Origin of the sequence: Bacillus sp. EU52 (assembly GCF_037964975.1) — a bacterium.
Classification (GTDB): domain Bacteria; phylum Bacillota; class Bacilli; order Bacillales; family Bacillaceae; genus Bacillus; species Bacillus subtilis.
On sequence record NZ_CP150177.1, the window covers coordinates 3884091 to 3903207 of the forward strand.

17 protein-coding genes are annotated in these 19117 nt (G+C 45.8%); 6 read left to right on the forward strand and 11 right to left on the reverse strand.

Going from position 1 to position 19117, the window contains the following annotated elements:
* Positions 1 to 6: 6 nt before the first annotated feature.
* From bglH to NSU05_RS19990, 9 genes are all read right to left on the reverse strand, one after another.
* Positions 7 to 1416 carry an aryl-phospho-beta-d-glucosidase gene (bglH, locus tag NSU05_RS19950; RefSeq protein ID WP_038430062.1) on the reverse strand — a complete coding sequence of 470 codons (1410 nt, stop codon included), beginning with the start codon at positions 1414 to 1416 and terminating at the stop codon, positions 7 to 9.
* 22 nt (positions 1417 to 1438) lie between these two features.
* Positions 1439 to 3256, reverse strand: coding sequence for a PTS beta-glucoside transporter subunit IIABC (gene bglP / locus NSU05_RS19955; protein ID WP_038429889.1), 1818 nt, complete (start codon positions 3254 to 3256; stop codon positions 1439 to 1441).
* 367 nt (positions 3257 to 3623) lie between these two features.
* Positions 3624 to 3950 (reverse strand): contact-dependent growth inhibition system immunity protein, encoded by a 327-nt coding sequence (locus NSU05_RS19960; protein ID WP_038429890.1) that lies wholly within the window; start codon positions 3948 to 3950, stop codon positions 3624 to 3626.
* Between the two features lie 45 nt (positions 3951 to 3995).
* On the reverse strand, positions 3996 to 4439 hold the full coding sequence (gene yxxD, locus NSU05_RS19965) for a type II toxin-antitoxin system antitoxin YxxD (protein WP_003244256.1): 444 nt from the start codon (positions 4437 to 4439) through the stop codon (positions 3996 to 3998).
* Entirely contained in the window at positions 4436 to 6145 is a 1710-nt protein-coding gene (yxiD, locus tag NSU05_RS19970; RefSeq protein ID WP_038429891.1) for an LXG family T7SS effector ribonuclease toxin YxiD, read from the reverse strand. The genes yxxD and yxiD overlap by 4 nt, the downstream gene beginning before the upstream one ends.
* A gap of 19 nt (positions 6146 to 6164) precedes the next feature.
* Positions 6165 to 6434 carry a YwqI/YxiC family protein gene (locus NSU05_RS19975; RefSeq protein WP_003218942.1) on the reverse strand — a complete coding sequence of 90 codons (270 nt, stop codon included), beginning with the start codon at positions 6432 to 6434 and terminating at the stop codon, positions 6165 to 6167.
* A gap of 11 nt (positions 6435 to 6445) precedes the next feature.
* Positions 6446 to 6811 (reverse strand): DUF5082 family protein, encoded by a 366-nt coding sequence (locus tag NSU05_RS19980; protein ID WP_038429892.1) that lies wholly within the window; start codon positions 6809 to 6811, stop codon positions 6446 to 6448.
* Positions 6812 to 7116: 305 nt separating this feature from the next.
* Positions 7117 to 8526, reverse strand: a complete 1410-nt coding sequence (abnB, locus tag NSU05_RS19985; protein WP_038429894.1) for an arabinan endo-1,5-alpha-L-arabinosidase AbnB — start codon at positions 8524 to 8526, stop codon at positions 7117 to 7119.
* Positions 8527 to 8748: 222 nt separating this feature from the next.
* Positions 8749 to 8910 carry a hypothetical protein gene (locus NSU05_RS19990; protein ID WP_021481008.1) on the reverse strand — a complete coding sequence of 54 codons (162 nt, stop codon included), beginning with the start codon at positions 8908 to 8910 and terminating at the stop codon, positions 8749 to 8751.
* 143 nt (positions 8911 to 9053) lie between these two features.
* Here NSU05_RS19990 and hutP point away from each other — a divergent pair, with 143 nt between their 5' ends.
* The 6 genes from hutP to NSU05_RS20020 all read left to right on the forward strand — a co-directional run bounded on the left by hutP (position 9054) and on the right by NSU05_RS20020 (position 16526).
* A complete protein-coding gene (hutP, locus tag NSU05_RS19995; RefSeq protein ID WP_003243875.1) occupies positions 9054 to 9500 on the forward strand; it encodes a hut operon transcriptional regulator HutP in 447 nt (148 codons plus the stop codon).
* 112 nt (positions 9501 to 9612) lie between these two features.
* Positions 9613 to 11139 carry a histidine ammonia-lyase gene (gene hutH, locus NSU05_RS20000; protein WP_038429895.1) on the forward strand — a complete coding sequence of 509 codons (1527 nt, stop codon included), beginning with the start codon at positions 9613 to 9615 and terminating at the stop codon, positions 11137 to 11139.
* Positions 11136 to 12794, forward strand: coding sequence for a urocanate hydratase (gene hutU, locus NSU05_RS20005; protein WP_038429896.1), 1659 nt, complete (start codon positions 11136 to 11138; stop codon positions 12792 to 12794). The genes hutH and hutU overlap by 4 nt, the downstream gene beginning before the upstream one ends.
* Before the next feature lie 12 nt (positions 12795 to 12806).
* On the forward strand, positions 12807 to 14072 hold the full coding sequence (hutI, locus tag NSU05_RS20010) for an imidazolonepropionase (protein ID WP_038429898.1): 1266 nt from the start codon (positions 12807 to 12809) through the stop codon (positions 14070 to 14072).
* On the forward strand, positions 14065 to 15024 hold the full coding sequence (gene hutG / locus NSU05_RS20015; RefSeq protein ID WP_003227136.1) for a formimidoylglutamase: 960 nt from the start codon (positions 14065 to 14067) through the stop codon (positions 15022 to 15024). The genes hutI and hutG overlap by 8 nt, the downstream gene beginning before the upstream one ends.
* A gap of 74 nt (positions 15025 to 15098) precedes the next feature.
* Positions 15099 to 16526 (forward strand): amino acid permease, encoded by a 1428-nt coding sequence (locus tag NSU05_RS20020; RefSeq protein ID WP_038429899.1) that lies wholly within the window; start codon positions 15099 to 15101, stop codon positions 16524 to 16526.
* Positions 16527 to 16569: 43 nt separating this feature from the next.
* On the opposite strand, the gene NSU05_RS20025 is transcribed toward NSU05_RS20020, so the two are convergent.
* Both NSU05_RS20025 and nupC read right to left on the reverse strand, forming a co-directional pair.
* Positions 16570 to 17871, reverse strand: coding sequence for a pyrimidine-nucleoside phosphorylase (locus NSU05_RS20025; RefSeq protein WP_038429900.1), 1302 nt, complete (start codon positions 17869 to 17871; stop codon positions 16570 to 16572).
* Positions 17872 to 17900: 29 nt separating this feature from the next.
* Positions 17901 to 19082, reverse strand: a complete 1182-nt coding sequence (gene nupC / locus NSU05_RS20030) for a nucleoside permease NupC (RefSeq protein WP_038429901.1) — start codon at positions 19080 to 19082, stop codon at positions 17901 to 17903.
* Positions 19083 to 19117 lie beyond the last annotated feature (35 nt).

A 19117-nucleotide genomic window follows, 5' to 3' on the forward strand; every position in this document is an offset into this window, starting at 1 on the left:
AAATTGTCAGAGACTCTCTCCGTTTGTGGCGATGACCTGCTGATACCAGTTGAAGCTTTTTTTCTTGATGCGATTAAATGTTCCATTTCCTTCATTGTCCCGGTCCACATAAATGAAGCCGTAGCGTTTTTTCATTTCCGCAGTTGATGCACTGACAAGGTCAATTGGCCCCCATGATGTGTATCCGATTAATTCAACGCCGTCCGCAATGGCTTCGCGCGCTTCAATTAAATGATCACGAAGATAGTTGATTCTGTAATCGTCCTGAATCGTGCCGTCCTCTTCAACCTTGTCTACAGCGCCAAGGCCGTTTTCAACAATGAACAGCGGCTTCTGATAACGGTCGTATAAGGTGTTGAGCGTGATGCGCAAGCCTTTCGGATCAATTTGCCAGCCCCATTCTGATGATTTGAGGTAAGGGTTTTTGACTCCGCCCAGCAGGTTGCCCCCTGATTTTGCAAGCTCTTCCGGATCAGTGCTCGCCGCCATCGACATGTAGTAGCTGAATCCAATGTAATCCACCGTATGTTCTTTCAAGAGCTCTTCATCGCCTTCAGCCATTTCAATTTCAATATTGTTTTCTGCCAGATAGCGTTTCATATATCCCGGGTATGCGCCTCTTGCCTGAACATCTGAGAAGAAAAGTGTTTTGCGCTCATTCTCCATTGCCGCGAAGACATCCTCCGGCTTAGAAGTCATCGGATAGGTTGTCGTTGCCGCTATCATACAGCCGATTTTCGAATCCGGAATGATGTCGTGACCCGCTTTGACAGCAAGAGCACTGGCCACAAATTGATGGTGTGCCGCCTGGTACATCGCGTTTCGTTTGTTTTCTCCTTCTTCAAAGACAAGCCCGCCTCCGGTAAACGGCGCATGGAGCACCACGTTAATTTCATTGAACGTCATCCAATACTTCACTTTGTGTTGATAGCGTTTAAAAACCGTTTTGGCATAGCGTTCATAAAACTCTATGACTTTGCGATTCTTCCAGCCGCCATAATTTTTCACTAAACCGAGCGGCATTTCATAATGAGAGATGGTTACGACAGGCTCAATATGATGCTTTAACAGCTCATCAAACAGATCATCATAAAAGCTGAGGCCTTCTTCATTGGGCTCCTCTTCATCGCCATTCGGAAAAATTCTCGTCCACGCAATCGATGTGCGGAACGCCTTAAATCCCATTTCTGCAAATAAGGCGATATCCTCTTTATAACGATGATAAAAGTCAATCCCGTTGTGATACAGATTCAAGGAAGTCATTGATTCATCAAATGGAGACATGATCCCGTTCGGCGATACGTCAGCTGTCGAAAGCCCCTTACCACCCTCGTTATAAGCACCCTCCACTTGGTTGGCAGCAACTGCGCCGCCCCATAAAAATCCTTCTGGAAATCGTTTTGCGTTTGAACTCATATAGATCACCCCATTAGTTTTTTCAAGATAAAGCAAGCAGCGCTTCTTTTGGCTGCACTTTACCGATCTCTTTTACCGGCGAAAATGAATATTGGTCTGTGTTGGTCACGATCACCGGGGTAATGACGTCATATCCCGCGGCTTTGATTTGCTCCAGGTCAAAGGACACGAGCGGATCTCCCGGTGCGACCTTGTCGCCTTCTTTGACGTGAGCCGTGAACCATTGTCCCTCCAGCTTTACCGTGTCCAATCCAATGTGTATGAGTATTTCAGCTCCCTGATCACTCGTAATGCCAATTGCGTGTTTTGTTTTAAAAACGGCGGTAACGCTTCCACGAACAGGCGAAACAACTTCTCCTTCTTCAGGCTCAATGGCAAATCCTTTTCCCATGATCCCGGCAGAAAACACTCCATCTTTGACTTCACTTAAGGCTTTCACTTCTCCTTTAATCGGGCTGTGGATAATCTCTCTGCTGCCCGGCTGCTGGCTGCCGTCAGAAGGCACATCCTCGAATCCAAGCAAATACGCAGCTGCTGTTCCCGCCGCAAACGCAATCACAAGGCCGATCATCGCGTAAATAAACGTTGGGCCGATAAAGACAGGGATGCTCGGGAGACCTGCATTCCCCCCGACGATATAGGAAGCAACACCCGTCATGCCGTAAAACGCGCCACCGGCTGCACCGCCAATCAAAGCGGCCGCAAACGGCTTTTTCAATCGCATATTCACGCCATACATCGCAGGTTCTGTAATCCCCATCAGCGCCGTGATGCTTGTGGTAAGCGCGAGTGATTTAAATTTTTTGTTTCTGGAGCGAAGGAAGACGGCAAATGATGCTCCCGCCTGCCCCATATTCGCCAAAAACATAGCCGGCAGTAAATAATCGTGGCCGTTTTGAGCGATGTTGTTGATCATAATCGGCACAAAGGCATAGTGCATGCCCGTCATAATGATTAAAGAGAATGTACCCGCCAGCAAAATCATCGCCACAAGCCCTGCATGATCAAACAAATAATTGACCCCAGAAGACAAGTATTCTCCTAAAATAGCGCCAAGCGGACCGACTGTAATCAATGTCAGCGGCACGACAATCAATAGCGTGAATGTCGGAACCACAATCAATTTGAGAGATGCGTGTGTAAAACGGTCAATCCATTTTTCCACGTATGAAGCAATCCATATCGCCAGCAAAATCGGGATGACCGTTGACGAATAAGTGGCAGCGGTTACAGGAAGCCCGATAAAGGAAATCGGTTTCCCCGCACCGAGCAGGGCTGTCAAATCCGGATGCAGGATCGCCGCCGCAATGGCAGCCGCTACGTACGGATTGCTTCCGAATTTTCTCGCCGCACTCATCGCTAGCAGGAGCGGCAGGAAGTAGAACACGCCGTCACCGACAGCCGTCAAAATGACATGAACCTGGCTCTTCTCCGCCATCCAGCCAAACGTAACTGCCAGCGCAACAAGCCCTTTGATCATCCCCGCTCCCGCAATCGCAGGCAGAATCGGGGTAAACACACCAGAAATCACATCAAAGACCGCACTCAGCACATTCTTTTTCTGAGAGGATGAACCAGCGCTCTTTTCATCACTGAGATTGCTGTGCCGCACAATCGCCTGATACACCTTCGGCACATCGTTTCCGATAATAATTTGAAACTGCTCGCCGCTAATATTGGTGCCCATCACCCCAGGCAGCTGCTCCAGCTGACTGCGATCCGCCTTCGAATTGTCATGAAGATTAAAACGCAGCCTCGTCATGCAGTGAATCACGCGCTGAACGTTGTCTTCACCGCCTACGAGTTGTAATATGTCCTTCGATAATTTATCATAATCCATGTGTATACCTCCTTTTTATGGGGGGACTGCTGGAAGAAAGGTGGCCGCCTTTCACCAGCTTTTTTTGTATCAAATGCTGCATCACCTCCTAAAAGAGAATAAAAAAAACCTAAATGACACAGATTGCGAGAGTCTCCTCCTGCACCTGCACCATTTAGGTTTTGCCTGCTTTCACAGTAACAATCCTGACGGGTCGTTTTATTTGTTTGTAGGTATACTTTAGCACTAGATTTATCGGATGTCAACGCTTTCATTTTTGGTGTTGACTATCATTTCTAGAACAAAAGTAATCATAAAGATTTGAACTTAATATTAACTTCAATAAAAAATTATTGTAATTAAAAACCTTGAAAGGATTTTTTTCCAATCAAGGTTTTAAATCGTTACCGTTTAAATTTTTTTTTAAAGACTTCTTTATCTGTACTATTACATTCTTTAGCCAATCTATTGGTTCTAAATTAAACGCAGGAAAATACACGCCATCTGCGCAAGATTGAATGTAATCGTTTTTCTTATTGTCTGAATGCTCACTTTCAATAAAATCCGTTAAAAAGACAATAGCATTCTCCAAATATTCCTTACTTTCCTCTGTTAATAACTCTTGTATAGCGTCATCAGGAGTTTCAATATCTTGATGGAATGTTCCAGCCAAAAATTGAAAAACAGGGTCCTTCTGTTTATTGATCAATAACATGTCATCTTGCTCCTTTAAGGGAGAGGTAACGGGATAATGTTAAAATCATTCATCATCTAATAAATCAAGATAATACTGATCATTCTCTTCTATTTTTCTTAAGAACTCGGTAAGAGAAGTTGCAATTTGAATATCATAATAGTAAATCGGATTTTTATTATTATCATTTAATTCAATTGACATTAATGCCGATTCACTACCTTCAAAAAATATTAATTTATCATTCTCAAACTCATCATATATTTCTATGTCAGGATAAAATTCAAAGTCATTTATCCTCAATCGAAAGTCTCTTACAGAATATGGATCCAAAATGCGATTAGTATTAAACTCTGATCCTTTAATAAACCCATAGCCAACTTCTAAATAAAAATTCACTAATTCACTAGGTAATTTTAAGTTTAAATTTTTTTCAACCTCTTCAATCTCACTTTGATTCACTGGATAAAAATCATTTTCTTTGTTTGATTTTATAAAATTATAACTCATTTTTTTTTGCCTCCTTTAAATAATTCATTTGCTGGTGAGCCTGTACCATGAATCCCAGCTTGATGCTCGTTAGGAAATTTTGCTGGATGCATATTCCACCATTCATGTTCTCCGCCAAAAGTATTTTCAATTATATGGTGAGCATCATACTTATCCCCTTTTTTTCTAATAATTTTACCTGTTTTTTCAGATACAACATTTTCCTTATAAACAGGCCATTTTTGTCCAGTGTTTTCTTCCCATTCTTTTATAACTTTATTTTTTACTTTATCAAATTTAGTCCTGTGTTTTGCAGTCTCTATTGGTGACATTTTTTTATATTCTTTATTTCTTAATGCTTCCTTTAATTTATCTATTTGATTTTTAGGTAATTCTCTACCTGTGCGTTGTTCTATATCTCTAGCATACTTTTTTATTAAATCAGAATTAATTTTATTAGCAGATCCACTTACATCATTCGCAATTTTCCCTTTATCCTTAGCAACGTTTTTAACTTCCGAAGCCTTCTTAGCCTTTTTCCCATTATTAATAAGTTTATTAATATCTATTAACTTTTCTAACTTAGCTATTTTGGCAAATGGTACTGAGTTTATGGAGGCAACAACACGGTCCTTCCCTGTGACTTTTTCGCCTGATACCGGATCTCTGCCCGTGGCTGCTTTAAATAGATCATACACGCCGGTAAGTTCTACAGCCGTCTCTAAAATTTTCACATATCCATTCTCATCCACTTTAATGTCCGAAAGCGAGACGACAGGTTCAAGCTTCATGTCATTACCAGATATGTATACATTGTAAAGTGTATCATTATAAACGACTTGCTTAACCTCTGCATTTGAGAAATCAGTTTTTATATGTTCTCTATGTTCACTCGTATTATACACTTTACCATTGATAACGATGATATTTTTACTTACCTTTTTAGAATCACCCGTTTTGACAACTGAATCCACTTTAGACTTTTCATTCTCGGCTAATTTCTTCAGCATCATCTCCATCGGTGAATCATCCGCCTGCTTCATTTGCGGGTTAATCGCGCCGAAGGTTTGGTTGATGTTTTCTTCTTCCTGTGATTTCAGGATGGAGCCGCTTTTGTAGCCTGTGATTTCAATTTTCGGGCCGGTGTACATGGTTTCGAGCTGATCAATGTATTTTTTCATCGTTTGAAAATCTGATTTTGCGGCTTCTAGTGCTTGGGTTTGCTGGCCGTCAAATTGAAAGAGCTTATTCAGGGTGTCTGAAATCAGCCGCTCAGCCTGTTCTGTTTCCATCCGAAAAAAGGAATCATTGACTGTCGGCAGGCTGACGATGTGATCGATGGCTGATGTTTGGCGATTGACTGCGTCAGTGAGCTGCTCTGTCACTTCTCGTGCATGCTTGACCCCATGTCTCGCATCGTGTGAGAGAAAAGCCTCTGCGATCATGCCGTGGGAGTCAGATTCTACAGAGGAAATCGCATGCTGTGTTTGTTTCAGCACTTTTTTGTATTCGTCGATAAACATGCCAAAGAAAAGGAGAAAAGGCTTGTGGCACTCCTCGTAAAAGGTCCGGATGGCATCTCCGCCTTTTCCTTTCAGCGCATCCTTCATGCCTGCCAGATGCTCAACGCTTTTTTCCAGCTTCTCCAGCTGTTGTTTTTGCTTGTCCAGTTTCTCAATCGTATGCTGAATGCCCTCGTGAAGAGCGTGGACATCTAATGTTTTCAATCCCTTGTCCTCCCGCGCTTTATTTCATGGAAGATGATATGTTTTCGTCCGTTTCCTTCATGGCGTTTACCGCGCTTTCCGTTTGTGCGATATGCTTGGCCAGAACAGACGCATATGCTTCAGTGAGCTCTTTGATGTCCTTATTTAATTGCTCGATGGACTTCACAACATTCAAATGGTTTCTGCCTGAGAGATGGCCGGGTAAGGAGGACTTGAGTTCAGCTGAATTCTTGAGCTGAGAAAGCCCTTGCTTCACTGTGCCATACACCATTTTAATTTCCTGTGCCATTTGTGCTCACCTCACTTTTTATGTTTTTCCTTCTCTATTTCATGCTCTATCTTCGTGATCTGGTGCCTGATGGAATACACATCGCTCTCTAATGAGTGGATTTTGCCTTGAATGCTTTCGATGATTCCGCTGACTTGATCGCTTTTGATTTGCTGATATGCTTTGTTCATTCCTTCACGAATATCTTCAAACCGCTGAGCATGTGTTCCTCTCCATGCCTCCCGGTTAAGATGAGGCCGGTGAATGAGATGCTGGGCCTCGGAGAATTCGTGTTTGATTTGCCTGATTTCGTGCAGCACTCGTTTTAATTGATGGATCTGTTCCTGCTTTTCATGTAAGTCGGCTTTTACCGAATGTAACAACATTTCACTATGCATGCCGCAACACCTCGTGTTTCTATCAAACTGTGTCAATTCTTTACAATACAGACTATTTTCATATTACATGATGGGTCATATTGGATAAATAGGTAAAAAGGATTGTCTTGAGGGGAGTTATACCAGTTCTAATTTGCTAAAAATACGTTTTTTACAATTTCGCAAGAGGGTGAATAATCACAACAGGGACTTTTAATTCAGGTCTTCAATCTCACTATCATTTACATTCACCCTCGTGCTTAACTGTTACTTTTAGTCAATAATAATCATAAAAAAACGCCTTCCCTAGAAGGCGCTTCTCCATCTTATTTAGATCCCCAAACAGCCTCACCGCTGCCATTCAACACACTAAACGTCATGACGTTCTTCTCTCTCACCGAATCCCACTGGCGTAAAAATACCCCGTTATACTTCTTGCCCGCTAACGTGATGTCAGCTTTATTTTTTCCGGTTTTCTTCCATGTTCCGGTCATTTCCCCGGAAATGGTGTGGTTTTTGTTGAGCTGGATGTTGATGGTTTGTTTGATGTCGGCTGAGATGTCTTTTCCGTGCTGGATAAGTTTGTATGTTCCTGTGATGTCTTTTTGTTTTACTTCTTTCAATTTTTCGCCTGCGTAACGATATGGTGCTGCTACCGGCCAGCCGTCTTTGTTCATGAACAATTGGTGGACTCTGACTTCGTGTTCTTCACCCCTGCCCGGGAAGCGGGTGTGGAAGATTAAATAGGAACGCCCGGTTTTTTCATCATAGTATGCGGAGTTGTGGCCTGGTGAGACGTACCCGGTGCCTTTTTCATTTTCTGTTTCAAAAGTGTAGCTGCCCATGAGTTTGACGCCGTATGGTTCGATGGAACGGTCGTCGAAGAATGTGCCTTCCTTGCCGCGGACGTCGAGCATTGGATTGCCTTCTGCATCATAGTAAGGGCCGTCCGGTTTCTTGGAGCGGGCCACACGGATGTTGTAGCCGCCTGTTGCATCGAGACCGCCATATGATAGGTATAAGTAGTAGTATTGGGTGTCTGGATTGTAGAGAACATACGGGCCTTCGATTCTGCTGTGGTTGCCGCCGAGCAGTTTTTTCCCGTATCCCTGTCCAGGAAGCGGGAAGCCCGTTTTCGGATTCATTTCAAGTATGAAAATACCGCCTGAGTATGATCCGTACACCATCCACAGCTTGCCGTCTTTATCAAAGAAGGTATGCGGGTCGACGACATTCGGGTGTTTGGTTGCGTCATACGGTGTTCCATCGCTGCTTGTGCCTTCCATTCCTGATTTCAAAAAGATGCCTTTGTTTTTGTATGGGCCTTCGATGTTGTCAGCAACGGCAACACCCATGACGGATCTTGGTGAGTCGCCGCGGCAGGCGTTGTAGTACATGTAGTATTTGCCGTCCGCCAGCTGCGTGACGTCAGCCGCCCAAAGAGTATCGGATTGCGCCCATTCGAAGGTTTCTTTTAATTCTTTATAGACATTCGGGATAAGTGGGTTGTCGTTGCTTACGCTGGTGGTCAGCTGCTGCCATTGCATGAGGTCATTTGTTTTTGCTGAAGCGAGATGAGATCCAAAAACATAAAAGGTGCCATTTGTTTCAATGATGGAAGGATCATGAACGCTGACTTCTTTAAATACGGGTTTTTGTGCATTGGCGGAGTTTGGCAGGGTGAAGACCATGATAAGAGCTGCAAGAAAACATACATGAAACAATCGGTTGAACATCTAAACAATTCGCCTCTCTTTTTTATTAAATTTTTAAGCGCTTACATTTCTCTATGAAGAAACACCGGCCTATTAAAACAGCCGAATGTTTTCATATTCAAACAGATAGGTGATTTCTCACTGTTCTCTTACATTGTCAGACTGATGTCTGTTTGGCACAGAACTGCTGCTTGCATATCCTCTTTTCATAGTTCAACCCTTTTGCCGTTTCTCCTTCTTCAATTACTTCTGTTTCTTCATTTGCGTACGTAATGAACGCTTTGTCCGGTCTTGTAAAGTCGTCGACTTTTCTCCGGCAACTTCGCCTCTTTTTGGCATTTTACCTCTCATTGTCAGCAATATGACAGCGGCCGCTTGCACTTCTGTCTGGGTATTCGTGTGCAATGTGCTGCTTTCTGTGTCACGCTATTACAATAGCAATCTAACTTGTTAAAGACTGTAAAAAACCTTTTGACTTCTGCTGCTGAACCAATTAATATAATACTCAGTTAATAGTTATCAGAATTTTTAGGAATTGAGTGATTCATATGACACTGCACAAAGAGCGTCGGATCGGCCGGCTGTCTGTTCTCCTGCTGCTGAATGAGGCGGAAGAAAGTACGCAGGTTGAGGAGCTGGAGCGAGACGGATGGAAGGTCTGTCTTGGCAAGGTAGGATCAATGGACGCGCATAAAGTAGTAGCCGCAATTGAAACCGCTTCCAAAAAGAGCGGTGTCATTCAATCTGAGGGTTATCGGGAGTCACATGCGCTTTATCATGCGACGATGGAAGCTTTGCATGGCGTGACCAGAGGTGAAATGCTGCTGGGATCGCTGCTTAGGACGGTGGGCTTGAGGTTTGCCGTTTTGAGGGGAAATCCTTATGAAAGTGAAGCGGAAGGCGATTGGATTGCTGTCTCGCTTTACGGAACAATCGGGGCGCCGATTAAAGGTCTTGAGCACGAGACATTCGGTGTTGGAATTAATCACATATGAAACAGCCCATAGATCTTAGACGATAGGGGGCTATGCGTGAAAACAGAAGTTCACAGCATAGCTCCTTTTTGTATGGGCGCTTTACCAAAGTAAAGAAAAAGGAGTTGGGCTTATGGTGACTTTAGACGGTTCTTCATTGACAACAGCCGACGTCGCTCGTGTGCTGTTTGATTTTGAGGAGGCAGCGGCTTCTGAGGAAAGTATGGAGCGCGTGAAAAAAAGCAGAGCAGCAGTGGAACGGATTGTACGCGACGAAAAGACAATCTACGGCATCAACACCGGATTTGGCAAATTCAGCGATGTCCTGATTCAGAAAGAAGACTCGGCGGCGCTGCAGCTGAATTTAATCCTTTCTCATGCCTGCGGAGTCGGCGACCCTTTTCCTGAGTGTGTTTCCAGGGCAATGCTGCTTTTGCGCGCCAATGCGCTGTTAAAAGGCTTTTCCGGTGTACGCGCTGAGCTGATCGAGCAGTTGCTTGCTTTTTTAAATAAACGCGTCCATCCTGTCATCCCTCAGCAAGGATCACTTGGCGCAAGCGGAGATCTGGCGCCGCTTTCCCACCTGGCGCTTGCGCTGATCGGACAAGGAGAAGTCTTTTTTGAGGGGGAAAGAATGCCGGCAATGGCAGGATTGAAAAAAGCAGGTATTCAACCGGTAACGCTGACATCCAAGGAAGGGCTTGCCTTGATTAACGGGACTCAGGCCATGACTGCAATGGGGGCGGTCGCCTACATCGAAGCTGAGAAACTAGCCTATCAAACAGAACGCATTGCCAGCTTAACGATTGAGGGTTTGCGGGGAATTATAGATGCATTTGACGAGGATATTCACTCAGCCCGCGGCTATCAGGAGCAGATCGATGTCGCAGAACGAATTCGCTTTTATCTATCTGACAGCGGCCTGACAACCTCCCAGGGAGAACTGCGGGTTCAGGATGCCTATTCATTGCGCTGTATTCCGCAAGTACACGGTGCGACTTGGCAGACACTAGGCTATGTCAAAGAAAAATTAGAGATTGAAATGAACGCAGCTACAGACAATCCACTCATTTTCAATGATGGTGACAAAGTGATTTCCGGCGGAAACTTTCATGGACAGCCGATCGCCTTTGCCATGGATTTTCTGAAAATCGCAATTTCAGAGCTTGCGAATATCGCAGAGCGCCGGATCGAGCGACTTGTGAATCCGCAGCTGAATGACCTGCCGCCGTTCCTGAGCCCTCATCCCGGTCTGCAATCCGGTGCAATGATCATGCAGTACGCCGCGGCCTCACTCGTTTCTGAAAATAAAACACTGGCCCATCCTGCAAGTGTGGATTCCATTCCGTCATCCGCCAACCAAGAGGACCATGTCAGCATGGGAACCATCGCCGCTCGGCATGCTTATCATGTGATCGCAAATACAAGGAGAGTCATTGCGATCGAAGCGATTTGCGCATTGCAGGCTGTTGAATACAGAGGCATAGAACATGCAGCGTCCTATACGAAACAGCTTTTTCAAGAAATGAGAAAAGTCGTGCCGTCCATTCAGCAGGATCGTGTTTTTTCCTATGACATTGAACGCTTGACTGACTGGCTGAAGAAAGAATCTTTAATACCTGACCATCAGAATAAAGAACTAAGGGGGATGAACATATGACTGATGTAAAAAAATCAATCCGTGCCAACAGAGGAACAGAGCTTGAATGCTTAGGATGGGAGCAAGAGGCAGTGCTTCGGATGCTTCGAAACAACCTTGATCCAGAAGTCGCCGAGAAGCCGGAGGACCTCATCGTATATGGCGGGATTGGCAAAGCCGCACGGGATTGGGACGCTTTTCACGCCATTGAGCATTCCTTGAAAACATTAAAAAATGATGAAACATTGCTCGTGCAATCCGGAAAGCCCGTTGGCATGTTCCGTACACACCCGCAGGCCCCGCGCGTGCTCCTAGCAAATTCTGTTCTTGTTCCGAAGTGGGCAGACTGGGAGCATTTCCACGAACTTGAGAAAAAAGGGTTAATGATGTACGGACAGATGACGGCTGGAAGCTGGATTTACATTGGCTCACAAGGCATATTGCAAGGAACCTATGAAACCTTCGCTGAGTTGGCGCGACAGCACTTCGGAGGCAGCTTAAAAGGAACGTTGACGCTGACAGCGGGTCTCGGCGGAATGGGAGGCGCACAGCCGCTGTCTGTCACGATGAATGAAGGCGTCGTCATTGCTGTCGAGGTTGACGAGAAACGCATCGACAAGCGGATCGAAACAAAATACTGCGATCGAAAAACAGCATCGATTGAGGAAGCCTTAGCTTGGGCTGAAGAGGCAAAGCTGGCAGGAAAACCTTTGTCCATTGCACTTCTCGGAAACGCAGCTGAGATGCATCACACAATTTTGAACCGAGGCGTCAAAATTGATATTGTGACAGATCAGACATCTGCCCATGACCCTTTAATCGGTTATGTTCCCGAGGGCTATTCCCTTGATGAAGCTGACCGTTTGCGTCAAGACAATCCAGAGCTTTACGTGCGCCTTGCGAAGCAAAGCATGAAAAAACATGTCGAAGCCATGCTGGCCTTTCAGCAAAAGGGCTCTATTGTATTTGACTACGGCAACAATATCCGGCAAGTCGCAAAGGATGAAGGGCTGGAGAATGCCTTCGATTTTCCGGGGTTTGTCCCTGCCTACATCCGCCCTTTATTCTGTGAAGGAAAAGGGCCGTTCCGTTGGGCGGCGCTTTCCGGAGATCCGGCAGATATTTACCGTACGGATGCGTTATTAAAAGAGCTGTTCCCGACAAATAAAGCCCTTCACCGCTGGATTGATATGGCACAGGAAAAAGTCACCTTCCAAGGCTTGCCGTCCCGTATTTGCTGGCTTGGATATGGAGAACGAAAAAAGATGGGCCTCGCCATTAACGAGCTGGTTAGAAGCGGGGAGCTAAAAGCGCCTGTCGTTATTGGGAGAGATCATTTGGACTGCGGGTCTGTCGCCTCTCCAAACCGGGAGACAGAAGCGATGAAGGACGGAAGTGACGCTGTTGGTGACTGGGCTGTGCTAAATGCGCTTGTCAACACGGCGGCGGGTGCAAGCTGGGTTTCTTTCCACCATGGCGGCGGCGTCGGAATGGGCTATTCCCTGCATGCCGGCATGGTTGCAGTGGCCGATGGAAGTGAGCTGGCTGACGAGCGGCTCGCGCGGGTCTTAACGAGCGACCCAGGAATGGGCATTATCCGTCATGCGGATGCGGGTTATGAACGTGCCGTTGAAGTAGCGAAGGAACAGGACATTATCGTGCCGATGCAAAAATAAAGGAGTGATGACATGCCAAAGCAAATTGATACGATTCTCATCAACATCGGTCAGCTTTTGACGATGGAAAGCAGCGGTCCGCGGGCAGGCAAAAGCATGCAGGATCTTCATGTGATCGAAGACGCTGTTGTCGGCATCCATGAACAGAAAATTGTGTTCGCCGGACAAAAAGGGGCTGAAGCCGGTTACGAGGCAGACGAAATCATTGACTGTTCGGGACGCCTTGTAACGCCCGGCCTCGTTGATCCGCACACCCATCTTGTATTTGGCGGATCTCGTGAAAAGGAGATGAACCTTAAGCTTCAGGGCATTTCATATTTGGATATTCTGGCGCAGGGCGGCGGGATTCTGTCTACAGTCAAGGATACCAGGGCGGCTTCAGAAGAAGAGCTGCTGCAAAAAGCCCATTTTCATCTGCAAAGAATGCTGTCCTACGGCTCAACCACAGCAGAAGTGAAAAGCGGCTACGGCTTGGAAAAAGAGACAGAGCTCAAACAGTTGCGTGTCGCAAAGAAACTGCATGAAAGCCAGCCTGTTGACCTTGTTTCCACATTTATGGGAGCCCATGCGATTCCTCCCGAATATCAAAACGATCCAGATGAATTTCTGGATCAAATGCTTTCCCTTTTGCCGGAAATCAAAGAGCAGGAGCTCGCCAGCTTTGCTGATATTTTTACAGAAACAGGCGTTTTTACAGTCAGCCAATCCCGCCGTTATTTACAAAAAGCAGCTGAGGCAGGCTTCGGATTAAAAATACACGCAGATGAAATCGATCCGCTTGGAGGCGCTGAATTAGCAGGTGAGCTAAAGGCCGTCTCAGCCGACCATTTGGTAGGTGCATCGGACGAAGGCATAAAGAAATTGGCTGAGGCAGGAACGATCGCCGTCCTCTTGCCGGGCACGACATTTTATCTTGGCAAAAGCACATACGCCAAGGCTAGAGCTATGATTGATGAAGGTGTAGGTGTCAGCTTGGCAACGGATTTTAATCCTGGCAGCTCGCCGACTGAAAATATCCAGCTGATCATGTCCATTGCCGCGCTTCATCTGAAAATGACTGCAGAAGAAATTTGGCATGCGGTCACAGTCAATGCCGCATACGCCATAGGGAAAGGAGAGGAAGCCGGTCAGCTCAAAGTCGGCCGCTCAGCTGATCTAGTCATTTGGCAAGCCTCGAACTATATGTATATTCCGTATCACTACGGGGTCAATCATGTACATCAAGTCATGAAAAACGGAACAATTGTTGTCAACAGGGAGGGAGCCATTCTTGGATAAGTACCCTTTTCTCAGAGAGGCCGGATCTTCGTTTAAAGACCGGGATGTCACAAAAATGAGCGACCTGATCGCAACATGGGACGGCCAGGACATTAAGGGACCGGCGTTGATAGGTGTCCCCCTATCAAAATCCTCCATCAGTCATTCAGGCGCTTCCTTTGCACCCGGAACAATACGCCAGGCTCTGAAACATTCATCAGCCTATTCTGCTGAGCTTGGAGAGCATGTCGTATCAGAGCTTCTATATGATCTGGGGGATATCGATATTCATGTCACTGATATCGTAAAGTCACATCATCACATTTTCCAAACCATGCACGCTCTGCTTTCGGACCATCCGGATTGGGTGCCGCTCATACTTGGGGGAGATAACTCTATCAGCTACTCCACAATAAAAGCGATAGCACAAACAAAAGGAACGACAGCAGTGATTCAATTTGATGCCCATCACGATGTTCGCAATACGGAGGACGGGGGGCCGACAAACGGTACCCCCTTCCGCCGCCTTTTGGATGAAGAGATCATTGAAGGTCAACATTTGATCCAGCTGGGTATCAGAGAATTCAGCAACAGCCAGGCCTATGAAGCATATGCAAAAAAACATAGCGTGAACATTCACACGATGGACATGATCCGCGAAAAAGGACTAATCCCAACGATAAAAGAGATTTTGCCTGTTGTTCAAGATAGAACAGATTTCATTTTTATATCTGTTGACATGGATGTCTTAGACCAGTCCCATGCACCCGGCTGTCCAGCGATTGGCCCGGGCGGCCTCTATACAGACGAATTGCTTGAAGCAGTCAAGTACATCGCACAACAGCCCAATATTGCCGGGATTGAAATTGTTGAAGTCGATCCTACCCTCGATTTTCGAGATATGACAAGCAGAGCTGCAGCTCATGTTCTGTTACACGCATTAAAAGGAATGAAACTCTCCCCATTCAAGTGATCTTCTGGCAGGTTGTATTTTGGGTATAAGAACTCATCTGCCTAAGGAATGGCAGCTAAAAGGAGGGCGAGATAGTGAATCTTCAGGAGAACAGCAGCCAACAGCTAAAACGCACAATGAAAAGCAGGCACCTATTTATGATCTCATTGGGAGGCGTCATAGGCACAGGACTTTTCCTCAGTACAGGCTATACGCTACATCAAGCCGGACCCGGCGGTACGATACTCGCTTATGTAATCGGCGGGTTGATGATGTACCTCGTCATGCAATGTCTCGGCGAATTGTCGGTTGCCATGCCGGTGACCGGCTCTTTTCAAAAATATGCTACAACATTTATCGGTCCATCTACCGGTTTTATGGTCGGCATCATGTACTGGATCAATTGGGTGGTGACGGTAGGCTCTGAGTTTACCGCATCCGGTATTCTCATGCAGCGCTGGTTCCCTGACAGCAGTGTATGGATGTGGAGTGCGATTTTTGCAGCCCTTCTTTTTATATGCAACGCATTTTCAGTTAAGTTATTTGCGGAAACTGAATTTTGGTTTTCCAGCGTAAAGATTGTCACCATTATTTTATTTATCATTCTAGGAGGAGCCGCCATGTTTGGCCTGATCTCTTTAAACGGAACGGCGGATGCTCCTATGTTGTCAAACTTCACGGACCATGGCGGGCTGTTTCCGAATGGCTTTCTTGCCGTTTTTATCGCGATGATATCTGTGAGCTTCGCCTTTTCCGGTACAGAGTTAATCGGCGTTACAGCAGGAGAATCAGCAAATCCTCAAAAGGATATACCGCGATCCATCCGTAATGTCGCATGGAGAACCGTGATTTTTTTCATTGGCGCTGTCTTCATATTATCCGGATTGATTTCGTGGAAGGACGCAGGCGTGATTGAAAGCCCTTTTGTAGCCGTATTTGCGGAGATCGGAATCCCTTACGCTGCTGATATTATGAATTTCGTGATATTAACAGCCTTGCTGTCTGTCGCCAACTCAGGCTTATATGCTTCGACCCGTATGATGTGGTCGTTAGCAAATGAAAACATGATCAGCTCCCGTTTTAAGAAAGTGACCTCTAAAGGCATTCCTTTAAATGCCTTAATGATCAGTATGGCTGTATCTTGTTTATCTCTCGTTTCCAGTATCGTGGCCCCTGGAACTGTCTATGTGGTGATGGTCGCAATTGCTGGATTTGCAGGAGTCGTGGTCTGGATGAGCATTGCCTTGTCCCAACTCTTGTTTCGAAAGAGATTTCTGAAAAAAGGGGGGAATGTAAAAGATCTGACATTTCGCACGCCGCTTTACCCTCTTATGCCTATAGCCGCTCTTTTATTATGCTCAGCTTCTTGTATTGGTCTTGCTTTTGATCCCAATCAAAGAATCGCACTTTTCTGTGGAGTTCCTTGTATCATCCTTTGCTATCTGATCTACCATTTCAAAAGAAATGTTTCAAAAGCGAAAAAAATCAGCCAAGAGGAATATCCGGCCGATCACATCCTGTAATTAAAAAAGCACACCCCGCTCAGGATGGGATGTGCTTTATTTTTTATTCAGTAATCAACGTATGAATCAGCTTCGGCGCCTTCGCTTCCGCGGCGAGGCGGATGTTGTCATAGACTTTTGCGATGACTTCATCGACGTTTTCGCGGTTGGCGTAAAGCGTCACGAGCGGTTCGCCTTTTTCTACTTTGTCGCCGACCTTTTTGTGGAGCATGATGCCGACGGCTAAATCGATCTCATCTTCTTTTGTGGCGCGACCGGCACCTAACAGCATCGCCGCGACGCCGATTTCGTCCGCAACGATTTCAGAGACGACACCCGCTTCTTTGGCAGGCACATCAATTTGATATGCGGCTTGCGGAAGCTTAGACGGATCGTCAACAATTGAGCTGTCGCCGCCTTGGTTTTTCAGGAAATCCTTGAATTTCTCAAGTGCTTTGCCGTTTTTCATGACTTCTTCCAGCTTCGCTCTCGCTTCGTCCAATGTATCGGCTTTTTTCGCAAGCACAACCATCTGGCTGCCGAGCGTTAAGACAAGCTCATGAAGATCCTCGGGTCCCTCGCCTTTGAGCGTGTCGATCGCTTCTTTGACTTCAAGCGCATTTCCGATCGCAAAGCCGAGCGGCTGGGACATGTCTGAAATGACAGCCATTGTTTGACGGCCGACGTTATTTCCGATGCGTACCATCGCTTTGGCAAGTTCAGCTGCGTCTTCTTCTGTTTTCATGAAGGCGCCCGCTCCCGTTTTTACGTCAAGCACGATGGCGTCCGCCCCGGCAGCGATTTTTTTGCTCATAATCGAGCTTGCAATGAGCGGAATGGAATTGACCGTTCCCGTTACATCACGAAGCGCGTACAGTTTTTTATCAGCCGGCGTTAAATTGCCGCTTTGGCCGATGACCGCAACCTTGTCGCGGTTCACAAGTTTAATAAATTCATCCTTCGTCAGTTCCACGTGGAAGCCGTCGATTGCCTCTAACTTATCAATCGTGCCGCCCGTATGGCCGAGGCCGCGGCCGGACATTTTGGCAACCGGTACGTCAAGAGCCGCAACAAGCGGAGCGAGAACGAGTGTTGTCGTGTCGCCGACGCCGCCGGTGGAGTGTTTATCCACTTTAATTCCTTCAATGGCAGAAAGATCAATCGTTTCACCGGAGTTCACCATAGCCATCGTCAAGTCCGCGCGTTCACGGTCACTCATATCCTGGAAGAAAATCGCCATAGCAAGCGCGCTTGCCTGATAATCAGGAATGCTTCCGTCTGTATAGCCGTTCACGAAAAATTGAATTTCTTCAGTGGTGAGTTCTTTTCCGTTTTGTTTTTTGATGATGATATCTACCATTCTCATGTTTGGTCACCGATCCTTTTCGATTAAGTTCAGTAAATCAAGCCCACAATTGCTGCTGATAAAAAGCTGACAAGCGTAGCACCGTATAATAATTTCAAGCCGAAACGAGCGACGACATTTCCTTGCTTTTCATTCAGTCCTTTTACGGCACCGGCAATGATTCCGATTGAGGAGAAGTTCGCAAATGACACAAGGAATACCGATACGATCGCTGTTGTACGGCCGCTGAAATGGAAACCGTTTTGCGTAAGCGACGTCATGGCGACAAATTCATTCGATACCATTTTTGTTGCCATAATGCTTCCCGCATTAACAGCTTCATTCCATGGGATACCGACAAGAAAAGCGAATGGAGCAAACACATATCCAAGAATGCCTTGGAACGAAATACCGAATACTGCATTAAAAATGCCATTGATCAAGGCAATAATCGCGACAAATCCAAGCAGCATCGCAGCGACGACAACCGCTACTTTGAAACCGTCAAGGATGTATTCTCCGAGCACTTCGAAGAAGGATTGTTTTTCTTCTTCCTCAACACGAAGCATATCCTCTTCTTTTGCAACCTCGTACGGATTAATAATAGAAGCAATTATGAAACCGCCAAATAAGTTCAAGACCAGCGCTGTTACAACATATTCCGGTTTCAGCATTGTCATATACGCGCCGACAATCGACATTGATACAGTTGACATCGCAGATGCGCAAAGCGTGTACAAGCGCTGCTGATTTAAAAGACCGAGTTCTTTCTTCAAGGAGATAAATACTTCTGACTGCCCTAAAATCGCAGAAGCCACTGCGTTATACGATTCCAATCTTCCCATACCGTTTACCTTGCTGAGGGCAAGGCCGATATATCTAATGATAAACGGGAGGACTTTCCACTTTTGCAGAATCCCGATCAGAGCAGAAATAAACACGATCGGCAAGAGAACATTCATAAAGAATGTCGTTTGGTCCGCATTCACCAAGCCGCCAAACACAAAGTTAATTCCCTCTGCCGCGTATTCAAGCAGGTAACCGAAACCTTTTGCAAATCCTCCTACGAGGAAATTCCCTATCCCGGTATTGAGGAGAATGTAGCCAAGAATAAATTGCAAAATGAGCATAACAACAATTGGGCGGATCTTAATTCTTTTTTTGCCGCTGCTCGCGATCCACGCGAGGCCTAAAAACACGATTAAACCGATAATCCCAATCAAATACTTCATATGTGTTTCTCCTTTATTTGTATTCGCTTACAATC